The sequence below is a fragment of the Terriglobus roseus genome (assembly GCF_900105625.1).
In the GTDB taxonomy this organism is placed as follows: Bacteria; Acidobacteriota; Terriglobia; order Terriglobales; family Acidobacteriaceae; genus Terriglobus; species Terriglobus roseus_B.
Genome location: NZ_FNSD01000001.1, coordinates 1,454,764 through 1,475,010 on the forward strand (window position 1 = coordinate 1,454,764; position 20,247 = coordinate 1,475,010).

19 protein-coding genes are annotated in these 20,247 nt (G+C 59.7%); 14 read left to right on the forward strand and 5 right to left on the reverse strand.

Going from position 1 to position 20,247, the window contains the following annotated elements; genetic code table 11:
- Nucleotides 1-103: 103 nt before the first annotated feature.
- Nucleotides 104-796, forward strand: a complete 693-nt coding sequence (locus tag BLW03_RS05825; protein ID WP_074652765.1) for a GNAT family N-acetyltransferase — start codon at nucleotides 104-106, stop codon at nucleotides 794-796.
- Here the strand turns inward: BLW03_RS05825 and hemL are convergent.
- A complete protein-coding gene (gene hemL / locus BLW03_RS05830) occupies nucleotides 793-2,088 on the reverse strand; it encodes a glutamate-1-semialdehyde 2,1-aminomutase (RefSeq protein ID WP_074652766.1) in 1,296 nt (431 codons plus the stop codon). The two genes, BLW03_RS05825 and hemL, sit on opposite strands and share 4 nt — an antisense overlap.
- Nucleotides 2,089-2,303: 215 nt before the next feature.
- Between hemL and purM the strand changes: the two genes are divergently transcribed.
- From purM to BLW03_RS05845, 3 genes are all read left to right on the forward strand, one after another.
- Complete coding sequence (purM, locus tag BLW03_RS05835) at nucleotides 2,304-3,377, forward strand: phosphoribosylformylglycinamidine cyclo-ligase (protein ID WP_074652767.1); 1,074 nt, start codon at nucleotides 2,304-2,306, stop codon at nucleotides 3,375-3,377.
- On the forward strand, nucleotides 3,374-3,991 hold the full coding sequence (purN, locus tag BLW03_RS05840) for a phosphoribosylglycinamide formyltransferase (RefSeq protein ID WP_074652768.1): 618 nt from the start codon (nucleotides 3,374-3,376) through the stop codon (nucleotides 3,989-3,991). Before purM ends, purN begins: the two co-directional genes overlap by 4 nt.
- Nucleotides 3,992-4,053: 62 nt before the next feature.
- Nucleotides 4,054-5,535 carry a PAS domain-containing protein gene (locus BLW03_RS05845; RefSeq protein ID WP_083350354.1) on the forward strand — a complete coding sequence of 494 codons (1,482 nt, stop codon included), beginning with the start codon at nucleotides 4,054-4,056 and terminating at the stop codon, nucleotides 5,533-5,535.
- Between the two features lie 169 nt (nucleotides 5,536-5,704).
- Here the strand turns inward: BLW03_RS05845 and BLW03_RS05850 are convergent, their stop codons facing one another.
- The 3 genes from BLW03_RS05850 to BLW03_RS05860 all read right to left on the reverse strand — a co-directional run bounded on the left by BLW03_RS05850 (nucleotide 5,705) and on the right by BLW03_RS05860 (nucleotide 8,589).
- Entirely contained in the window at nucleotides 5,705-6,910 is a 1,206-nt protein-coding gene (locus tag BLW03_RS05850; RefSeq protein ID WP_074652770.1) for a S1C family serine protease, read from the reverse strand.
- A 67-nt stretch (nucleotides 6,911-6,977) separates the two neighbouring features.
- The gene (gene coaE, locus BLW03_RS05855; RefSeq protein WP_074652771.1) at nucleotides 6,978-7,658 is read right to left on the reverse strand and encodes a dephospho-CoA kinase; all 681 of its coding nucleotides are present in this window, start codon (nucleotides 7,656-7,658) and stop codon (nucleotides 6,978-6,980) included.
- A gap of 4 nt (nucleotides 7,659-7,662) precedes the next feature.
- Nucleotides 7,663-8,589: a bifunctional 5,10-methylenetetrahydrofolate dehydrogenase/5,10-methenyltetrahydrofolate cyclohydrolase gene (locus tag BLW03_RS05860; RefSeq protein ID WP_074652772.1), complete on the reverse strand. Its 927-nt coding sequence runs from the start codon at nucleotides 8,587-8,589 to the stop codon at nucleotides 7,663-7,665.
- A gap of 242 nt (nucleotides 8,590-8,831) precedes the next feature.
- On the opposite strand from BLW03_RS05860, the gene BLW03_RS05865 reads away from it, so the two are divergent.
- On the forward strand, nucleotides 8,832-9,074 hold the full coding sequence (locus BLW03_RS05865; RefSeq protein WP_074652773.1) for a hypothetical protein: 243 nt from the start codon (nucleotides 8,832-8,834) through the stop codon (nucleotides 9,072-9,074).
- A 124-nt stretch (nucleotides 9,075-9,198) separates the two neighbouring features.
- Here the strand turns inward: BLW03_RS05865 and BLW03_RS05870 are convergent, their stop codons facing one another.
- Nucleotides 9,199-10,470: an ABC transporter permease gene (locus BLW03_RS05870; RefSeq protein ID WP_074652774.1), complete on the reverse strand. Its 1,272-nt coding sequence runs from the start codon at nucleotides 10,468-10,470 to the stop codon at nucleotides 9,199-9,201.
- Between the two features lie 268 nt (nucleotides 10,471-10,738).
- Between BLW03_RS05870 and BLW03_RS05875 the strand changes: the two genes are divergently transcribed.
- The 9 genes from BLW03_RS05875 to BLW03_RS05915 all read left to right on the forward strand — a co-directional run bounded on the left by BLW03_RS05875 (nucleotide 10,739) and on the right by BLW03_RS05915 (nucleotide 20,245).
- A complete protein-coding gene (locus BLW03_RS05875; protein WP_074652775.1) occupies nucleotides 10,739-11,194 on the forward strand; it encodes a DUF421 domain-containing protein in 456 nt (151 codons plus the stop codon).
- A 1-nt stretch (nucleotide 11,195) separates the two neighbouring features.
- On the forward strand, nucleotides 11,196-11,741 hold the full coding sequence (locus BLW03_RS05880) for a hypothetical protein (RefSeq protein ID WP_244501976.1): 546 nt from the start codon (nucleotides 11,196-11,198) through the stop codon (nucleotides 11,739-11,741).
- An 83-nt stretch (nucleotides 11,742-11,824) separates the two neighbouring features.
- Nucleotides 11,825-12,187 carry a DUF421 domain-containing protein gene (locus tag BLW03_RS05885; protein WP_244501977.1) on the forward strand — a complete coding sequence of 121 codons (363 nt, stop codon included), beginning with the start codon at nucleotides 11,825-11,827 and terminating at the stop codon, nucleotides 12,185-12,187.
- Nucleotides 12,188-12,191: 4 nt separating this feature from the next.
- Nucleotides 12,192-13,625: an MFS transporter gene (locus tag BLW03_RS05890; protein WP_074652777.1), complete on the forward strand. Its 1,434-nt coding sequence runs from the start codon at nucleotides 12,192-12,194 to the stop codon at nucleotides 13,623-13,625.
- A gap of 202 nt (nucleotides 13,626-13,827) precedes the next feature.
- Nucleotides 13,828-15,501, forward strand: coding sequence for an NAD(P)/FAD-dependent oxidoreductase (locus tag BLW03_RS05895; RefSeq protein WP_074652778.1), 1,674 nt, complete (start codon nucleotides 13,828-13,830; stop codon nucleotides 15,499-15,501).
- Nucleotides 15,498-17,285 (forward strand): ArnT family glycosyltransferase, encoded by a 1,788-nt coding sequence (locus tag BLW03_RS05900; protein WP_074652779.1) that lies wholly within the window; start codon nucleotides 15,498-15,500, stop codon nucleotides 17,283-17,285. Before BLW03_RS05895 ends, BLW03_RS05900 begins: the two co-directional genes overlap by 4 nt.
- Nucleotides 17,286-17,550: 265 nt before the next feature.
- Nucleotides 17,551-19,338, forward strand: a complete 1,788-nt coding sequence (treZ, locus tag BLW03_RS05905; protein ID WP_074652780.1) for a malto-oligosyltrehalose trehalohydrolase — start codon at nucleotides 17,551-17,553, stop codon at nucleotides 19,336-19,338.
- A 100-nt stretch (nucleotides 19,339-19,438) separates the two neighbouring features.
- Nucleotides 19,439-19,849 (forward strand): cupin domain-containing protein, encoded by a 411-nt coding sequence (locus tag BLW03_RS05910; protein ID WP_074652781.1) that lies wholly within the window; start codon nucleotides 19,439-19,441, stop codon nucleotides 19,847-19,849.
- Nucleotides 19,850-19,852: 3 nt separating this feature from the next.
- The gene (locus tag BLW03_RS05915) at nucleotides 19,853-20,245 is read left to right on the forward strand and encodes a VOC family protein (protein ID WP_074652782.1); all 393 of its coding nucleotides are present in this window, start codon (nucleotides 19,853-19,855) and stop codon (nucleotides 20,243-20,245) included.
- The last annotated feature ends 2 nt before the right edge of the window (nucleotides 20,246-20,247 follow it).

Sequence of the window (20,247 nt, forward strand, 5' to 3'; positions counted from 1 at the left end):
ACAAAGAAGGGCCGCGAGCAAATCGTGGCCCTTTTTCTTGATCCCGTCATCTCGCACCAAAGATCTCCTTTCTTCCGCTACCGCCACGGCGCAGAATGGAACAATGCCAAGACTTAGCGCCGAACAACAGGGATTCCTCAGGAACCCTTTCTACAGCGCGCTGCTGACGCGGCAGGGGCGCATGGGTGAGCGCATTGGCAAGGTGTATCGCTACCGGCCTGAGGTGTTGCCTTTTGCGGCCGTGGAGCATGACGGCGAATATGTGGACGCTGCCAGGCTGAGACGAGACACCGATACGAATTTCTGTGGAGTCATCCCGTCCATCGACCCGGCGACGCCCGACGCCGTTCGAGCGACCTGCCTGCAGATGGCATGGCAGCCGCGTTCGGATTTCGTAGTCCCCGCGGCGAAGGAAGGCGAAAGTGAACTGGGAGCTGCAGACGCGGCCGCGATGCTGGAACTGACGCAGGTCGCCTTCCCGGGCTATTTTCGCTCGGAGACCTACAAGCTTGGGCGCTACGTCGGTCTCCGTGTCGACGGACAGCTCATCGCCATGGCCGGCCACCGCACACGCATGCCCGGCCTGCGGGAGATCAGCGGCGTGTGCACGCGACCGGGCCACACGGGCCACGGCTATGCGCAACACCTGATCCAGCGGCTGCTCATTCCCACTCCACGCGAACTGCCCTATCTGCACGTCGTCAGCACAAATGCTCGCGCCATCCAGATCTACGAAAAGCTCGGCTTCGTCACAACCGCCGAGGTCCCGTTCCTCAGGATTCCGCAACGCAGCTAGAGCGTCGCAAAGACCTCGCGAGCGGCTGCGATCGTCGCCTCAATCTCTCCATCGCCGTGCACCGCGGAGACAAACGCTGCTTCATACTGCGAGGGCGGCAGCCACACGCCGCGCTCCAGCATGCCGCGATGAAAACGGCCAAATCTTTCCGTATCGCTGTTGGAGGCGTCCTCAAAGTTGTGGACGGGCCCCGACTGAAAGAACCAGGTGAACATGGATCCAACACCGGCCATGCATAACGGGACGCCGGCTTTCTTCGCCTCGTCCAGCACACCATGCGCGATGCGGGTTGTGACCTCTGCGAGCGAATTGTAGAAGGTATCGCCGCCATCCAGCAGCGCCTGCAGCGTGGTAATACCCGCAGCCATGGCGAGCGGATTGCCGCTGAGCGTGCCGGCCTGATAGACAGGGCCCAGCGGAGCCAACAGGTTCATGATCTCCGCGCGTCCACCAAAGGCCCCGACCGGCAGGCCACCGCCGATGATTTTGCCGAGCGTCGTGATGTCCGGCGTGATGTTGTAGAGCGCCTGCGCCCCGCCGAGGGCGACGCGGAAGCCCGTCATCACCTCGTCGAAGATCAGCAATGTACCTTCGCGTGTGCAGATCTCGCGCAGCGCTTCCAGGAAGCCTGGCTGCGGCAGGATGGTACCGGCATTGCCCACGACCGGCTCCAGGATGACGCAGGCAATCTCTCCCGGATGCTTCGCAAAGACCTTCTCTACTTCCGCAATGTCGTTGTAGCGGATCGCCGTGGTGAATTGGGTGGTCTCCACCGGAATGCCTGCCGAGCCGGGGATGCCAAGGGTCGCGACGCCGCTGCCGGCCTTCACCAGCAGTGCGTCGGAGTGGCCGTGATAGCAGCCCTCAAACTTCAGGATCCGGTTGCGCTCCGTGAACGCGCGGGCCAGGCGGATTGCGCTCATGACAGCCTCGGTGCCACTGGAGACGAAGCGCAGCTTCTCGATGGTTGGCACGGCCTGAGTGACCAGCGCGGCCAGATTGGCCTCGGCAGCCGTAGACGCGCCGAAGCTGGTGCCTCTTGCCGCTGCGGCCTGCACCGCTGCGACGACTGGAGGCGCGGCATGGCCAAGGATCATGGGCCCCCATGAGCCGAAGAAGTCGATGTAGCGATTCCCGTCCGCGTCGAACAGATACGCGCCCTCGGCACGCTCTACGAACGGCGGATCACCGCCAACTGAGCGAAAGGCGCGCACCGGCGAATCGACGCCGCCGGGAATCAGGGCCTCAGCGCGCTGCTGCAGCAAACGGGAGCGATTGAGCGAGAATGACATACCGGTCCAGTATAGATTTCACAGATTCTTCCGCAGGAATCTTCGAGATGCTCCCGCTGTGAGAATGGCCCCTGTTATCCTCAAGGCCTAGCGGAATATTCAGCGTGCGCGGGCTTTCATGACTAGCCGCGTCCATTCGCCGCACGCAGTACCTGTGGCTCATCCGGCGTAACCCAATCGATCTCTGGCTCGCGCCCACTGCTAAGGAACCAATCGTGAACGCACGCTCCACTGAGTCTGCATCGTCCGCACCGAAGACGAAGCCCGCCACTTACGCTGATGCTGGCGTCGATATTTCCGAAGGTGACCGCACCAAGCAGCGCATCAAGATGCTTGCGCGAAAGACCTTCAACAAGCAGGTCCTCAGCGAGATTGGTGGCTTCGGCGGCCTGTTCGCGCTGGACGTCGCCAAATACCCGGACCCCGTTCTGGTCTCGAGCGCGGATGGTGTAGGGACCAAGCTGAAGGTCGCCTTTGAACTCGGGATCCACCACACCGTGGGCTGCGACCTGGTGAACCACTGCGTCAACGACATCGCAGTCCAGGGTGCGACGCCTCTCTTCTTTCTTGACTACCTCGCCACGGGCAAGCTCGAGGGCGGCGTGATGGAGAAGGTCGTTGAAGGTCTGAGCGAAGCCTGCAAGAGCGCCGGCTGCGCTCTCATCGGCGGCGAGACAGCCCAGATGCCGGGCTTCTACGCAGACGGCGAGTATGACCTGGCCGGAACCATCGTCGGCGTCGTCAACCGCGACCAGATCATCACCGGCGACAAGATCGAAGCGGGCGATGTGCTCTTCGGCCTGCCGTCCAATGGCCTGCACACGAACGGTTATTCGCTGGCACGCAAGCTGCTTTTCGAAGTAGCGAAGTATGGCCCGGACCAGTATGTAAACGAACTGAAGGACAAGACCGGCGCGGCACTGATGCGTCAGCACCGCAGCTACCTCAGCATCGTGAAGAAGCTGACGGCTGCAAAGCTGGTTACGGGTATGGCGCACATCACGGGCGGCGGCATCACGGAAAATCTGCCCCGCATTCTGCCCAAGGGCCTGTGCGCTCAGGTGGAACTCAATGCATGGGAGCCACCACCGCTCTTCAAGCACCTGCAGGAACTTGGTCAGGTGGAACAGGACGAAATGATGCGCACCTTCAACATGGGTATCGGCATGATCGTCGTTGTACCGGCCGAGATGGCGAAGAAGGCCAAGGCAATCCTGAACCGCGCGAACGAGCGTCACTGCGTCATTGGCCGCATTGCGCGCGGCGAGCGTCGCGTTAACTACGTATGACGGCACCGCTCAAGCAGCGACTGGGCGTACTGCTCAGCGGCCGTGGATCGAATTTTCTGAACATCGCGGATGCGATCGAAACAGGCCGTCTGACGGGCTGTGAGATCGCGTGCGTAATCTCAAACATCGCAGATGCTCCCGGTCTGCAGGCCGCGCACGATCGCGACCTGACAACCGAAACGATCGTCAGCAAGGGCGTTCCGCGTGCCGAGCACGATGCGAAGATGGTCGCCGCTCTGCAGCAGCATGGCATCGATCTGGTGATACTCGCGGGCTACATGCGAGTGTTATCCCCCGAGTTCATTCGAGCCTTTCCCGACCGCATCCTGAACATCCACCCCTCCCTGCTGCCATCGTTCCCGGGACTGCATGCGCAGGCGCAGGCGCTCGAGTACGGCGCAACCATTGCCGGCTGCACAGTGCATTTTGTCGATGAGGCCGTGGATCACGGCGTCATCGTTTTGCAACGTGCAATTCCAGTGCTGGACGGGGACACAGCCGAGACGCTGTCAACGCGCATCCTAGCCGAAGAACACATCGCTTACCCCGATGCGATTCAGCGCGTATTAAGCGGACGGTACGCAGTCCAGGGTCGTCGCTACATCGCACGCTGAGTCATTTTGGGATGCGGCTGCCGAGCCGGTAGGCGTGGTTGAATATCCGTTGGAGATTCTCGTTGCACCCTGCCAGCGTCCCAGTCCGAAGCGAAGAAGAGACGATTCGTCAGCAGATGGCGCAGTTCTTTGAACTGACCTCGGACGGCATTCAATTTGTTAACCGGGACTTCGTCATTACTTTCATGAATACGCGGGCGCGCCAGATTCTTTCGCCCAGCGGTGAAGTGGTGGGCAGGAACATCTGGGAGAGCTTTCCTGAAGCGACCCGGTTGGATCTTCCTTACTTCGCAAATTACACACGCACGATGATCGACCGCGTGGCAACGGAGTTCGAAGCTTTCTACCCGGAACCCCTCAACATTTGGTTTCAGATTCACGCTTACCCATCGGATGATGGCATCATCGTCTTCTTTCGCGATATCACCGAGGACCGGCGAAAACAGGAAGAGTATCAGCGCAAGAGTGAAGAAGCGGAACGGCAGCGAGCCGAAATCGAAGCCGTCTACCGTACAGCGCCCATCGGTCTCGCGCTGTTCGATCTCGACGACTATCACTACCTCCGCCTCAACGATCGCCAGGCAGCCTTCTTCGGGCAGCAGCCAGAGCAGATTGTCGGCCGAACACTGACCGAGATGGCTCCGATCGAGGGTCTGCGCGAGTTATTCGACCAGGTCGCACGGGGCGAGCCGGTGGTGAACTTTCCGCTCGAAGGAGCGCTTATCAGCGACCCGGATGAGCACCGCTACTGGACCGTCTCCTATTTCCCCGTCCGCTCGGCCGACGGCACCATCTCCGGCGTCACCGCGGCTTCGCTGGAGATTACGCAGCAAAAAAAGGCCGAACTGGCTCTTATCGAGAGCGACAAACTGGCGGCAGTCGGTCGGCTGGCCGCCTCCATCGCGCATGAGATCAACAACCCATTAGAGTCCGTCACCAACCTGCTGTACCTTGCAAAGACAAGCGACACTCTGGCCGATGCGAAGGGCTACCTGGACACGGCGGAACGTGAGTTGCTGCGTGTCGCCGCGATCACCAGCCAGACGCTCCGCTTCCACAAGCAATCGACCAGCCCACAGGCAATCACAGGCGAGCAGCTTGTTGCGAGCGTCCTTTCCATCTACCAGGGACGCGTGATCAACTCCGGGATTCAGATCAGCCAGCGGCACCGCGACCGCCGACCGGTTCGTTGCTTTGAAGGCGAAGTTCGCCAGGTGATCAGCAACCTGGTGGGCAATGCGCTGGATGCAATGGCAACCGGTGGCAACCTGATGTTGCGCAGCCGCGAGGGTGTCGATTGGATCACCGGCGAATTGGGAGCAGTGCTGACGATCGCGGATACAGGAACGGGGATGCCCCGTGAGGTGCTGGAGAAGGTCTTCCGGCCGTTCTACACCACCAAGGGCATCACGGGAACCGGCCTGGGCCTGTGGATCAGCAAAGAGATCATCGACCGCCATCGCGGATCGTTGAAGGTCCGCAGCCGTCCGGGCTCGGGGACAGTCTTCAGCATCTTCCTGCCCTACGACGCAGTGACACGCTAGTCAGGATCCGGCTCGATTTGGGGTACCCCTTCTTTCGCGGCTCCATCGCGAAAGGGTGGCTATCGCGGAAAGCGCAACCCTTTTTATACCGCCCCCAGCCAAAGGCTGATCACCCTCGGTGCGCTGCCTACCCTTCGCTTTGCAAAGAATGGGGCACCGAAAGTCAGGGCTAAATCTGCTGTTCGCTGTTCGCTTCGCCCAGCGTCACCACAACCTCTTCACGACGGCGTCCGCGGAAGATCGTGACCTTCACCTGGTCGCCCGTCTTATGCGCGTTCATTACATTGCTGATGTCCTGGGCATTGGTGATCTCCTGGCCATCGATAGCAACGATAAAGTCACCGCCAAGCATCACCGGCGTGTTCCCCAGTGCAGCGCGCTGCGTTCCGCCCTTTAGACCGGCTTTGTCCGCTGCCCCGCCGGGGAGAACCCGCTGGATCAGGACGCCGTAGTCCGACGGCAGCCCGATCTGGTCGGCAAGGTCGGGTCCGATCTCGAGCGGCATGATGGCCAGCGTGGGACGGCGCACGTGGCCGTACTTTGAGAAGTCATCCAGCACCGCGCGCGCCGTTGCGATGGGAATCGCAAAGCCGATGCCTGCGCTCTGATCCGCGCCATTGTTCGACGCAATCATCGTGTTGATGCCAATAACCTGCCCGCGCGAGTTCATCAGCGGTCCACCAGAGTTACCGGGATTGATCGCGGCATCCGTCTGGATAGCGTTGTCGATAGCAGAACCGGTCGGACCGCGGACGCTACGGATAGCGGAAATAATGCCACGCGTCATTGTCCCGGACAAGCCAAAGGGATTACCGATGGCGAAGACCTTCTGGCCGACCTGCAACGCACCGTGCGCCTCGGCGAGCTCTACCGGTTGCAGGTTGGGAGCGTTGATCTGCAGCAGTGCCAGGTCGTGCATCTTGTCAACGCCGATCACTTGCGCCTTGTACTTGTGCTTGTCGAACAACTGCACCTCAACGCGCTGTGCGTTGTCGATGACGTGATTGTTCGTGAGAATGTGCCCCTGCTTGTCGAGGATGAAGCCAGAACCCTGCCCCTGCTGGGGAACTGCGCCATAGAAGAAGTCGAAAGCGACAGCGGTAGACGTGATGTTCACCACGCTCGGCGTCACGCGCTTGTAGACGGCAATGTTGTTCTGCTCTTCCGCGTCATAGGCGGGTTCCGCATTGGCCACCTTCAGATCAAAGGTGCCCAGTGGCCCCTTGGTGCTGACAAGCGTCGACGTTGCGCCACTCATGGACGGCACATAGTGCTCGACTAACGCGGCGACCGAGCCCGCGGGCCAGAGGTACTGCGTCAGGAGATAAAAGCCGGTAACCAGAAGAACAACAAGCAGAACCCTACGCAACTTCATCCGCGACGCCTCCAGCGCGCCCCTAGATCATTTCACTGCAGCAGCACCAGTTTAGACGCTGTTTGCTTTACATGGCTTCGCTTGCGCGGTCGGCAGATTCCAGCCGGAGCAGCGCATAGAGCCGGAAAACTTCATCCTGCAGATGCTGCAACGAACCATCATTCACCAGAACGAAGTCCGCCAGCGCGGCCTTTCGTTCATCCGTCCATTGCGCTGCTGCGCGCCGGTCGAAATCGGCGGACGCCGTCTCACAGGGCATAGACCCTGCCTGCCGGGCAATGTAGCGCTCCCGGCGCGTCTCCAGCGGTGCGGTAACGACAACAACGCGATCGAATCGCGTACGCCACGGCGCTTCGACGTCTGTGACCGGGCCGTGCGCTGTGAAGCGAGTTTCGAAGATCAGCGCGGATTCGACGATTGCGACTGCTGCAGGTTCCCGCACCAGGACTGTTTCCGCCCACGCGCTTTGCGCCGCGATCACCAGCGGATGCACGATCGCGTTGATCTCCTCGACGCGGCCTTGCTCGAAGGCGATGCGGGCAAGAGCCGCACGGTCTAGCGCCCCATCGGCCGCGATGACCATCGGTCCGAAGTGCTGCGTGATCGCCTGGAAGGCTGGCTGGCCAGGCTTCATCAGCGCCCGGCCTACCTCGTCCGACTGCGAAACCTGCGCGCCCAGCGTGCGGAAGTGCGCGGCAGCAGCGGATTTTCCGCTGCCGACACCGCCGGTCAAACCGACGCGCAGCATGCGTCTACTTCAAACCGCGGCGAAGCTTCGCGGCCTTCACAGTGTTGTGCATCAGCATGGCGATCGTGAGCGCCCCGACCCCACCGGGGACAGGGGTGTACGCACTGCTCACGGCAAAGGCTGCAGGATCGATATCGCCAATGACGACGGATCCGCGCTTTGCGAAGGTTTCCTTACGTTTGGCATCGTTCGGGAAAAAGCGGTCGACATCGGCAGCATCGCTGAGTCGATTGATTCCCACGTCGATCAAAACCGCGCCCGGCTTGACCATGTCCGCCGAGATGAACCCGGCCTTGCCGATAGCGACGACCAGGATGTCCGCGCGGCGCGTGTGTTCCGCCAGGTTGCGGGTGCGACCATGGCAAACGGTCAGGGTTGCGTTCGCCTGCAGCAGCATCGCCGCCACTGGCTTGCCGACGATATCGCTGCGCCCCACGACGACAGCCTCCGCACCCGCCGTGGCAATGCCACTGCGACGCAGAATCTCCAGCACACCTGTCGGCGTGCACGGCGTCAGCGTGTCCTGGCCGATCTGCAATTTGCCGACGTTGACGGGATGGAAACCGTCCACATCTTTGTCCGGGGCAACCGCCTCCAGAACGCGCTTGGTATCAACTTGCTTCGGTAGAGGCAATTGCACCAGGATGCCGTCGACATCGTCGCGGCCGTTCAGATCAGCCACCATGGTCAGCAGGTCTTCCGTGCTGAGCGTGGCCTCCGGGCGAAGTTCGATGCTGCGAATGCCCAGTTCCTCACACGCTTTGACCTTGCTGCGAACGTAAATGGCCGATGCCGGGTCTTCGCCAATCAGGATGACCGCGAGCCCCGGCGTGAAGCCGAGTGCTTCCACCTGCTGCTTCAGTTCTGCTCTGATCTCTGCCGCGATGGCCGTACCGTCGAGAATGCGTGGTTCTTTTGTGCTGGCTTCCATGTCTCGTCAAGGATACTAGGTCGCGCTTCAAGCGCGTCATTACGCATTGTTTTGCAGCTTCAATCGCCTGAGGTAGCGTGAACCGCGATTGGAGGCGGAGACGGAGCAGTTCCCTTCACCACACGAACAACTTTGGGCGGGTGATGTCCTTTTGGCACACAATCACGCCGGAAGCAGACATCCGGCGCAACCCGTGTGAGAGCATCACGTCTAATTCAGGAACACAGCGGGGTGGGATGCGAATGGAATCAACGCCAATAGACGGGAAGTTTGCCGCCGAAGACGTCGCTAGTCTACGCAGCGAGTTACTGAACGCTGGTCTCGATAGCTGGCAGGCGGCTGAGCTTATCAGCAGTTTCCTGAATGCGCGCGGCTACGGCATTTCCAGCGATGGTGCGCGAAACGTCGTCGGTCGTATCGACGCGCTGCATTGCACGCTGGAATGCATGCATCAGGAGTTGGAGATGTTGGCGCTGGCGATGTAGGCCCGCTGCTCCTGAAACCGCAGCATCTCAACTGGGATGCTCGCGTCTGGCTGAGCGATTTGGATCATGACAGGGCTGCCCGAGAGGGCGGTCCTTTGCACGTATAGCTCACTCGAAAAAACGCCTACTCGTACTTGAGTGTCTCCACCGGATCCAGCGCAGCCGCGCGATTGGCAGGCAGAGTGCCGAATACGACGCCGACCAGCACGCTGGTAAACAGGGCTACGATCGCGGACGTAATCGACATCGGGATGTGGACGGGGGTTAATAGGTTGACGCTGACCGGCACCGCCAGTCCAAGCAGCGTACCCACCACACCTCCGGACAGCGATAAGAAGACCGCTTCGGTCAGGAACTGCAGGCGAATCTCGCGTCTTGTAGCACCAAGCGCCTTACGGATACCGATCTCACGGATACGTGCGGAAACATTGGCCAGCATGCTGTTCATGATGCCGACACCCGAAACCACCAGCGTGATGAACGCTGCGGCAGTCAGGACGTAGGTTAGCGAGTCGGCGACCTTCGCCATCGTGTCCAGGATGGCCACCATGGTGAACGCCGTGTAGTTGCTGGTCTTCCGATGGCGTGACCGGATCAGCTCCAGGATGCGCGCGCCACCACGCGGCACGTCCGCCGGGTCTTTCATGGTGAAGAAGATTTCCTTCACCGTGTCTGTGCCGGTGAAGTAACGGGCCACGGTGTAGGGCAGTAACATGGTGGTGTCGCTGATCTCCGACTGCCCGAACGTATCGACACGCTGCTTGAAGACACCGATGATCGTGACGGGGACACCGCTCATGCTCAAAACTTTGCCAACTGCTGCCTGATCGGAGCCGAAGATCTCCTTCGCCAGCGGCTCGACCATGACGCCGACCTTGTCGTGCATCACCGAGTCCTGGTCGTCAAAAAAGCGACCGGCCATCACGCCGAGGTTTCGCACGTCCTTGTAGCGGGGCGAAACACCCAGCAGCATCACGTCTTTCACCTTGCCCTCACCGACACTGATCGGCGTGTGGATCTCCAGCATGGGAGAGCTTTGGGCGATGCCGGGAACCTGCGCCAGTACGGCGGCTTCGTCCTCACGCGTCATGTAATCCGGCGTCGACGCGCCATCCGGACCAATGGTGGCGCCGCCGTTGTACTGCATTTCCACCATGTTGGGGCCGATGCTGGAAAGCGTGTCGAGCGCGTACTGCCGGCCTGTAAGGCCGACCGTGACCACGAGAACAATGGAAGCCGATCCAATGATCATGCCGAGCATCGTCAGCAGGAAGCGAACCTTGCTGGCGCGAAAGCTGTCGAGGGCAAGACGCAGGGTCTCGCTGAACATCAGCGACGTTTTGGCGGATCGCAGTGTCCCTTCGAAGGTGCTCTGACTATGGATGGTTACGGCCATTACCTCAATGCTACCCCGGAAGACTGAACGCTGCCCTGGAAGATAAGACGCGTGGGAACGCCCGCCGATGCAGATGTCGTGCAACCCAAAAAAGACGCGCCAATCAGCTTGGATCGCAGCTGCAGCCGACCCTCTGCTCTACAAGAGGCGCTGGACAGCGGCATGGCGGATAAAGGCAGCGCCGCTGTGCCTGATGCACAGCTTTCGGACGGCATCCCCATCCAGACGCAGCGCGTCCCACCCCTTGAACGAATAAGGGGGAGACAGAGTGGAGGCCTTTGGCGCGATCATCCGTGCGTTGTGGGGTTACTTCTCCCTCGTGTTCATCTCGCGCATCGTGGGGCGACGCCCTGGCAAGCAGCTCACCCCGTTTGAATTTGTACTGGTCTTCTTTCTCGGCGGACTCACGCTGACGGGGATGGTCGGTCCGCAGGCGTCCACGACAAATGCCATTACCGAAATTCTGACCGTGGCATGCGGTCACACCTTCCTCGTATGGCTTCGTACGAAGTCGTCGTGGGCAGCGCGCCTGTTGGACGGAACGCCGCTCATCCTTCTCGAAGGCAATACGTGGCGGAGCCGCACGATGCGCAAGATGCGCATCTCTCCCGACGACGTCATGGCTATGGCGCGCGATCAGGGCCTGAGAACACCGGATGAAATCGACACAGCGACGCTGGAGCGCAACGGCGAAATAAGCATCGTGCCATTGAAGGAGTCGTAGCGTGACAGAAAAATTGAAGTTGCTGGACCCCGTCAACGGTAGCGAAGTTCCGAAGGTCGATAACGCCATCGCTGTCGGCGAAGATCTTGGCTTTCAGGAGCGCTGGTGGACCTTCGAGCGCATCGTATGGTCGTTTTTCGTCCTCGTTCTAATTGCCGATGTCCTCGGGCTCTTCGGTGCGGGTTGGCTCGCACACGCTCAGGTTAATGATCCCGCAACAGCCATGCGCGTTCACTATGACCGCGTGGCACGCACAGGCACTCCGAATTCCCTGGCGATACACTTCGCACCGGACGCGGTATCGGGCGGTGTTGTGAAGCTGATCGTCAGCGACAGCGTGATTCGAAAACTAGGCGCACAACGCGTCATACCGCAGCCACAGACTTCCGCGATCAGCGCAGGAACCATGGTCTATACCTTCCCTGCGGGCGATGTGCCTGGCGAAGTGGACTTCGAACTGGAGCCCGGGGCCCCCGGCATCTTCCACTTCACAGTCCGGGTGCCCGGGCACACTTCGGTGACACGACGTGTCGTGGTGGTGCCCTAGTGTCGATGGTCATGCATGCTGTTTTCGGCTACATCTTTTTGACTTTGATGGTCCGCGTACTCATCCGCAGACCTGGAGCGCAGATGACTCAGCTTGAGTTTGTGCTGGTCTTCCTGATGGGCGGCGTCATCATTCTTTCCACGGTCGGCAAAGATCACTCGGTCACCAACTGCACCTGTGCCGTGCTGGCGGTTGGATGTCTGCACCGGGTCACGTCCGGATTGAAGATTCGCTATCCCAGATTCGGAGCGCTCATCGACGGCACCCCGCTGTTACTGGTGCGGCAGGGTCAGTGGCAGCAGGAGACTATGAACGGCATGCGGATGGCACCGGAAGATGTCATGGCCGCGGCTCGTACCAAAGGCATCCGTTCGATAGACGATATCGAGTATGCCGTGCTGGAGCGCAATGGCGGGATAAGTGTGATCGAGAAGAGGGACAGCTAAAGCCTTGGAACAGAACAACACCGTCGAAACAGACATTCCGCAAAGACTTGATCGACTGCCCTGGTCCGGATGGCATACACGGATCATCGTCGCACTTGGAACTTCCTGGCTGCTGGATGGTCTTGAAGTTACCCTCGTCGGCTCGCTCTCCGGCATTCTCCAAAGCGGGCAGGGACTCTCGCTGACCGACCCGCAGGTCACTGCTGCGGCGACCACGTACCTTGCGGGCGCGGTATTGGGCGCGCTGTTCTTTGGCTGGCTCACGGATCGCTTAGGCCGTCGCAAGCTTTTCCTTGTCACACTGGCGACCTACTCGCTTGCGACCATTGCAACGGCTTTCTCGCATGGATTTCTCTTCTTCGCCTTTGTACGCTTCTTCACGGGTTTCGGCATCGGTGGCGAATACGCCGCGATTAACTCGGCCGTGGATGAACTCATTCCGGGCAAGGTTCGAGGCACTGTCGATCTCATTGTGAATGGCACCTTCTGGGTGGGCGCATCCATCGGCGCAGTCGCGACCTATCTCCTGCTGCATGCCGGTGGAAACCTACAGCACCTTGGCTGGCGCTACGCGTTCGGCATTGGTGGCGTCCTGGGGGCCGCTGTCCTGTTGCTGAGGCTGCGTGTGCCGGAGAGCCCACGGTGGCTGATGCTGCGCGGACACGAAGAGGAAGCCAACTGCATCGTCACGCAGATCGAAGATGCCGTCAGCAATGGCAAACGCGACACGCTGCCAAAGCCTCAAGGCGATCCGCTGAAAATAATCGTCCGCGATCACACGCCATGGGGTGAAATCTTCCGAAACATGGCCGGGGAAAGCCGGTCGCGCTCGATCCTGTCGATCGTCCTCATGGTGGGACAATCCTTCTTTTTCAACGCCGTCTTCTTCACTTATGGGCTGGTGGTTAAAAAGTTCTTTCACATCTCTGACGATGACCTGCCGCTGCACCTGCTGCCCTTTGCCATCGGCAGTTTCTTCGGGCCACTGGTCCTGAGCAAGCTTTTTGACAAGTTGGGCCGAAAGCCAATGATCACAGCGACCTATGGCATCGCGTCCTTGCTGCTGGTCGTAGCTCTGGTGCCGTTCGGTATGGGGATCATTGGCCCGCGAGGCCTGGGCATACTCTTCACGGCGATCTTCTTCGTAGCGTCCTCCGCGGCCAGCGCCGCATACCTGACCGTGTCAGAAATCTTCCCGCTTGAGATACGAGCTTTCGCCATCGCCGTGTTCTACGCGATCGGCACGCTCGTTGGCGGCGTCGGTGCTCCCCTGCTCTTCGGATTTCTGATCCGGACAGATTCTCGCTGGGCCGTGGCAGGCGGCTATGCAGTGGGCGCAGCACTTATGCTGGCAGGATCCATCTGCGAATGGCGCATCGGCGTTGAGGCGGCGGGCCAATCGCTCGAAAACGTCTCCAAGCCGCTGCAGAGCCACTAGGTGAGCCCGCGGAAACGGTCGCGATCGCCTGAGGCGTGTAACCATCTAGTACAGGAGTTTTCGAACGTCTGCCGTCCGCGCGTGTAGGCCCTCCGATTCGATATCGAGACGGCCGCCGCGGTTTTGGCAGGCGGCGATCGAAGCCGTTTGCAGCCCGGTACCGGTGCACCTTCGATCGCAGACGATAGCCCCAGGGAGATGCATGACAGCTGTAAAGAAGACCGCATTGATCATCGGAGCCGGCCCCGCCGGATTGACGGCAGCGCTTGAGTTCTGCAGGCGTTCTTCGATCCAGCCCATCGTCTTCGAAGCGAGCGACCGCATCGGCGGGATCTCGTGCACCATCCGCTATAACGGCAATCGGATTGATATCGGCGGTCATCGCTTCTTTTCCAAATCTGACCGCGTCATGGATTGGTGGACCTCCATCATGCCCATTGAGCAGGTGGGCACATCGCACGTGGCCGCCATTTCGTATCACAACCAGCAGCGAGTCATCAGCACCGACCCGCACCCAGCGCCAGACGCGGAAGTCCAAGACCCTGACGCAGTCATGCTGATCCGCCCTCGCAAGAGCCGAATCTATTTTCTCCGGTCCTTCTTCGATTACCCGCTGACACTTTCCGTCTGTACACTGCGTCGCCTGGGACTGCTGCGAACCATCCAGATTGGTCTGAGTTACATCAAGGCGCGATTGTTTCCGCGACGTCCGGAAAAGACGTTGGAAGACTTTCTGACTAACCGCTTCGGGCGCACACTGTATCTCACTTTTTTCAAGAGCTATACAGAGAAGGTGTGGGGCGTTCCCTGCGAGCAGATCGATGCGTCGTGGGGAGCGCAACGCATCAAGGGTCTCTCCTTGCGCAAGATGGTCTCCCACTTCTTCTCGAAGGTCTCCGGTGTCAGAAAGTCGGACCCCACCGATATCAAGCAGAAGAATTCCGAGACTTCGCTGATTGAGCAATTCCTCTATCCAAAGTACGGTCCCGGCCAGCTTTGGGAGCTCGTCGCCAGGATGATCGTTCGTGAGGGTGGCGAGGTACGCATGGGATGGCGGATCGTTGGCCTGAATGTCGAACGCGGAGCCGATGGCGTGGATCGCATCACCTCCCTTGAAGCGAAGACACCAGCCGGTGACCTGCAGACAGTGGAAGGCGACTTCTGCTTTTCGACCATGCCGGTCAGAGATCTCCTGCAGCGCCTCCATACACCAATTCCGCCAGAGATCTCGGCCATCGCGGACGGACTGGTCTATCGCGACTTCATCACGGTTGGGCTGCTGGTCGATCGTCTGCTCCTCAAAGAGGCAGACGGATCGCCGCTGAAAGACACGTGGATCTACATTCAGGAACCCGACGTCCTGGTCGGACGTTTGCAGATCTTCAACAACTGGAGCCCGCACCTTGTCGCGGACCCATCCAAAGTCTGGATCGGCCTCGAGTATTTCTGCTACGAGAGTGACCCGCTATGGAAGATGCCGGATGACGAACTCGCGCAGTTTGCCATCGCCGAAGTGGAGAAGATTGGCATCCTGCGGGCCGACGAGGTGAGAGACTCCTGTGTCTTCCGTGTGCCGAAGACCTATCCCGCATACTTTGGCACTTACGACCGCTTTGACGAAATCGTCCGCTATATCGATCAATTCGAAAACCTATATCTCATCGGCCGAAATGGCATGCATAAGTACAACAATCAGGATCACTCGATGCTGACGGCCATGACAGCCGTGGATAACATCATTGCGGGCAGGACTTCGAAAGACAACCTCTGGTCGATCAATACGGAACAGGACTATCACGAAAAGAAAACCGGTGACACCGCCCGCGATCCTGCGGATACCAATGCGGTTGCATCGGACGAAGGCGTCACAGCATGACAGCCGCGGCGGCGGCGGAAACCACGGGACCAGACACAAACGTGTCCCTCCCAAAACCTGACGCGCTGACGCGCGCAATCCAATCAACCCCCTGGCGTGCCTTCCTGGCACTTACTGCGCTCTATGTCGTGGCGGTTGCAGCTCTCTCGCACTTGAAGCTGCTTTGGCTTGACGAGTTCATCACGCTGCACGTCGCTCGCCTCGACAATGTGAAAGCCATCTGGCAGGCGCTCACCCTGGGAGCGGACCCCAACCCTCCTGTGACACACCTCCTCGTGCACTTCTGCCGCGCGCTTTTCGGAGAACGAGAGTTCGCACTCCGACTTCCCGCGATGATTGGTTACTGGATCGGGCTTGTCTCTCTGTTCACCTACCTGCGACGCCGGGTTCCCGCCGAGTGGGCGCTGGCGGGCACTGTGCTTTCCATGGCGATGGCAGCATTTGAATACAGCTATGAGAGCCGCTCGTATGGCATCTTCTATGGCCTCACGATGCTCGCGTTTCTTGGATGGTGCCGTGCGACGGAGACGACACGCCCTCAGGCGTTACGCGTCATCTGGCTCGTGGTGATGACCGTGTCTCTGGGCGCGGGCATTTCCACGAACTATTTCGCCGTACTGGCCTTTGTTCCCATTACCGCAGGCGAAATCGCCCGGACGCTCGAACGAATCGCAAAGGCTCGCAAGGCAGACATTCGGTCGAACTTGCTCCGCTCGATCAATTGGCCTACCTGGCTGGCTCTTGCATTGGCCATCAGTCCTCTCCTTGTTTATCTGCCGCTCATCAATCGGGCCATCGCACAGTTCGCGCCCCACGCCTGGAACAAGGTTTCCCTCGACCAGGTGTTTGACTCCTACACCCAGATGGTTGAGATGATCCTCTACCCTTTGCTCGCGCTCTTCACGGTGGCGGCCGTCAAGCACTTCATGCAGGTGAGCAGCCCGGAGAAGCAGGAGCGAAGGATCGCCGCCCTGTCGGACTCAGGCATCCCGCATCGCATACTTCCTCTGCATGAGCTCGTCGGCGTTTTCTGCCTGATGCTTTACCCGTTCCTTGGCTACACGATGGCATCGGTGCGAGGAGGTATGCTCTCGCCAAGATTTGTCATTCCCGTCTGCTTTGGCTTTGCCATTGGGGGAACCGTCACGGCATACCGCCTCGCCAGTCGCAGACGTTACGCAGGACCAGTGTTTCTCTGCTTTGTGCTGGCATGGTTTATCGCAAGAGAATCCGTTGTGGGTTATTGGTACGCCGAACAGAAGCAGTCGTTTTACAAAGTTGTCGATAGGTTGCCGCTTGCGTTTGACGGCTTGCCTACGAATACTCCCCTGGCGATCCCCGATCCGCTGATGGCGCTCACGTTTCAACGCTATGCACCATCCGAATATGTGCGGCGTGAGGTCTTCCCGATAGATTTCCCCGCAGTGCGCAAGTTTCGCAACGATGATTCGCCTGAGCAGAACCTGTGGGCCGCTCGCTCCATGTACAGCTTGAAGATCGTGCCGCTGGCCACATTCCAGTCGACTGCCGGACAGTACGTCATTCTGGCAAGCGATTGGAATTGGTTGCTGCAGGATTTGAACCGACACCACTATCGCGAGCAGCGACTGCCCATCAACACTCGTGCCGGAGCGATCGGTGGCTTCACACCTCTGAGCCATGGTCTTCCGGCTTTTTACATTGCAGAGGGCGATGCCATGACTACGGATTCACGACCTTCAAGCCCGCAGCCCTCCCCGTTCCAGTGGAGTGACGAACTCCCGGAAGCTCCCGATCTTCCGTAAGTTTGTTAACTAAACGATCGCAGACAGTACTGCGGGACCGGGCCCGAAATTCGTCGGGATTCAGCCAATCGCCGCGCCAATGCAGGCCAACTTTGCGCGCGAATGAGCAGCACGCCTCTACCCGCATGTAAACGCAACCAGCCTTCCGCATGTGCAATCTAAGGCCTTGAAGAGACATTCGCCACTTAGCAAGTTACTCACTGGATCTGCAAACAATCCGGATGAGTCCCTGAGTGCCGTCTCTGTTCGGTCAGGAGCATTTGCAATGCATAAGTTTGGAGTGTGGGCGCCCAAGGCGCAGAAGATGTCCCTTTGCTGGCGGGAACAGGTCCTGGCAATGAATGGCCCGAATCATCGTGGCTGGTGGACTCTCGAAGTGCAAGAGGCGACTTGTGGCGATCGGTACGCCTTCCTGCTGGATGACGATTCGACACCGTATCCCGATCCGCGCAGCCTGCGTCAGCCAGAGGGTGTGCACGGCCTGTCGGAGATTTATAGCCACGGCGGCTTCGAATGGCATGACCAGTTATGGCGTGGTTCACCGAAGACGGGCGCCATCATCTACGAACTGCACATCGGAACCTTCAGCACAGAGGGAACATTCGATGGCGCGATTCCACACCTGAAGTATCTCGCAGACCTGGGGATCACACATGTCGAGGTGATGCCAGTGGCGGCGTGGGCGGGCAAGCAGGGTTGGGGATATGACAGCGTCTCCCTCTTTGCAACCCATGAGCACTACGGTGGTCCGGACGGCTTCAAGCGATTCGTCGATGCATGCCATGCGACGGGTCTAAGTGTGATTCTGGACGTGGTCTACAACCACTTTGGACCAGTCGGAAATTACACAGGAAAATTCGGCCCCTATCTCAATGAGAATCGGAAAACACCCTGGGGCGACGCGGTAAACCTTGACCAGGAAGGCAGCGATGAGGTCCGCCGCTTCTTCGTGGACAACGCCATCATGTGGCTGAAGGACTATCACTGCGACGGTCTGCGTTTCGACGCTGTGCACGCCTTTCTTGACCTCTCTGCTGTGCATTTCATGGAGCAGCTTTCAACCGAAGTCGAGCGCCTGGGTGCAACCGTCGGGAAAGAGTTCTATCTGATTGCAGAGAGTGATCTTAACGATCCTCGCGTCGTGCGTCCGCGGGAAGCCAATGGGTACGGCATGGACGCGCAATGGAGTGACGACTTTCACCACGCACTGATCGCTGTTTTGTACTCCCCGAAGGAAGGTGAGAGTGGTTATTACTCAGACTTCGGAACAATTGCCGATCTGCACAAGTCGCTGAAACATGCCTATGTGTACGACGGACAATATTCGGGCCATCGCAAGCGTCGTCATGGTCGCCCGACAGACGGGCTGTCTGCGCACCACTTCATTCACTTCGACCAGAATCACGATCAGGTGGGTAACCGCGGATGGGGTGAACGTTTCGAACACCTCGTCGGAACGGACGCAGCGAAGCTGTCCATCGGGATCGTTCTTCTGGCGCCCTACACGCCTATGCTTTTCATGGGTGAGGAATGGGCGAGCTCGACCCCTTTCCTCTACTTCGCCGATCACGAGGACGAAGAGATGCGTCGCCTTGTGGCAGAGGGCCGCAAGAACGAGTTCGCGGCATTCGGCTTCGGCGGTGATGTGCCGAACCCTGAGCACGAGAAGACTTTCTTGGATTCAAAGCTGAAGTGGGATGAGCAGGAAGAGGGCAACCATGGAGATTTCCTCGCGTGGACCAAGGCCCTCATCAAGCTTCGTCGAAGCCACGTGTGCTTCAACGACGGCGACACCCATCATCTGCATGTCTTTTCCGACGAGCGCGCACGGACGCTGGTGATGGAGCGTGAAGAGGCTCGAGTTGTCGTGAACTTTGGCGATCAGCCCTTCGCCTTCGCACTGCTGGAAGGCGAGCAGTTGGAGCTCGCATCCCGGGCGGAAGTCAGCGTGCGCGAGGGCTACCTGGACGTTCCGCCCATGACGCTTGCTGTCCTGCTATCGACGTCGGAACAGTTTGAGAATCGCCAGGTTGAGGCTCGCGCGCGGGCCTGACAGATGTTGGCGTCAGCAGGTCGCGGTGAGCGAGATGCGTCCCGTTCCACTACGACCTGCTGACCGCTCGGCGTTATACTGGCCGCCCGGAGGAACCACCATGGCGGAAGGCGTCACACACATCATCCCGGCCACGTCCGGCCCAGCGCTAGTCGACGGTGTCGTCGCGGTCGAAAGCCTGAAGGCAGAGGGTGATGCGCCCGGCACTGCGGCCTACGTTCATTACAACGGACCCACGAACCAGTTAGCCAGCATGTGCACCGGCATGTGCGTGCTTGATCCCGGGGCATCGCCGCACCCGCCTCATCAGCATCCGGAAGAGGAGCTGATGATGATCACCGAAGGCACCGGCGAACTCTCTGTCGACGGCAAGACCACACCCATTGGCCCCGGCGCCGTCATGTACACGGCGGGCAATACATGGCACGGCATCGTGAACACCGGCACCACGCCTCTCACCTTCTACTGGTCAAAGTGGATCGCGAAAGGCTTCGAAGAGCCGGCGGCCTGATCCTTGTTCGCTCACCTGACACTCCCAACGCAGCACGTGGAAGCGACAGCCAGCTTCCTCGAGCGAACGTTTGGTTATCCCCGCAAACCGGTTCCGGCGAACTCACCGGTGGCGGTGGCGTGGTTTGACATCGGCCAGGGACAGGAGCTGCACGTCATCTTCGTCGAAGGCTTCGCATGCTCGCCGCATGAGGCGGAGTTCGGTCGGCACGTCGCCCTTTTTCATCCGCAGGAAGACTTCCACGCGCTGCGTGAGCGTGTTCTTGCTGAAGGCGGCGAGCTAATCGAACCGTTGCGCGCGACCGACTTCCGACGGTTTTTCTTCCAGGAGCCGGTGAATGGCTACCTTTTTGAAGTGATCGAGTTGGCCCGCCATCAAGAACTGCGCGGTGCTTAGCG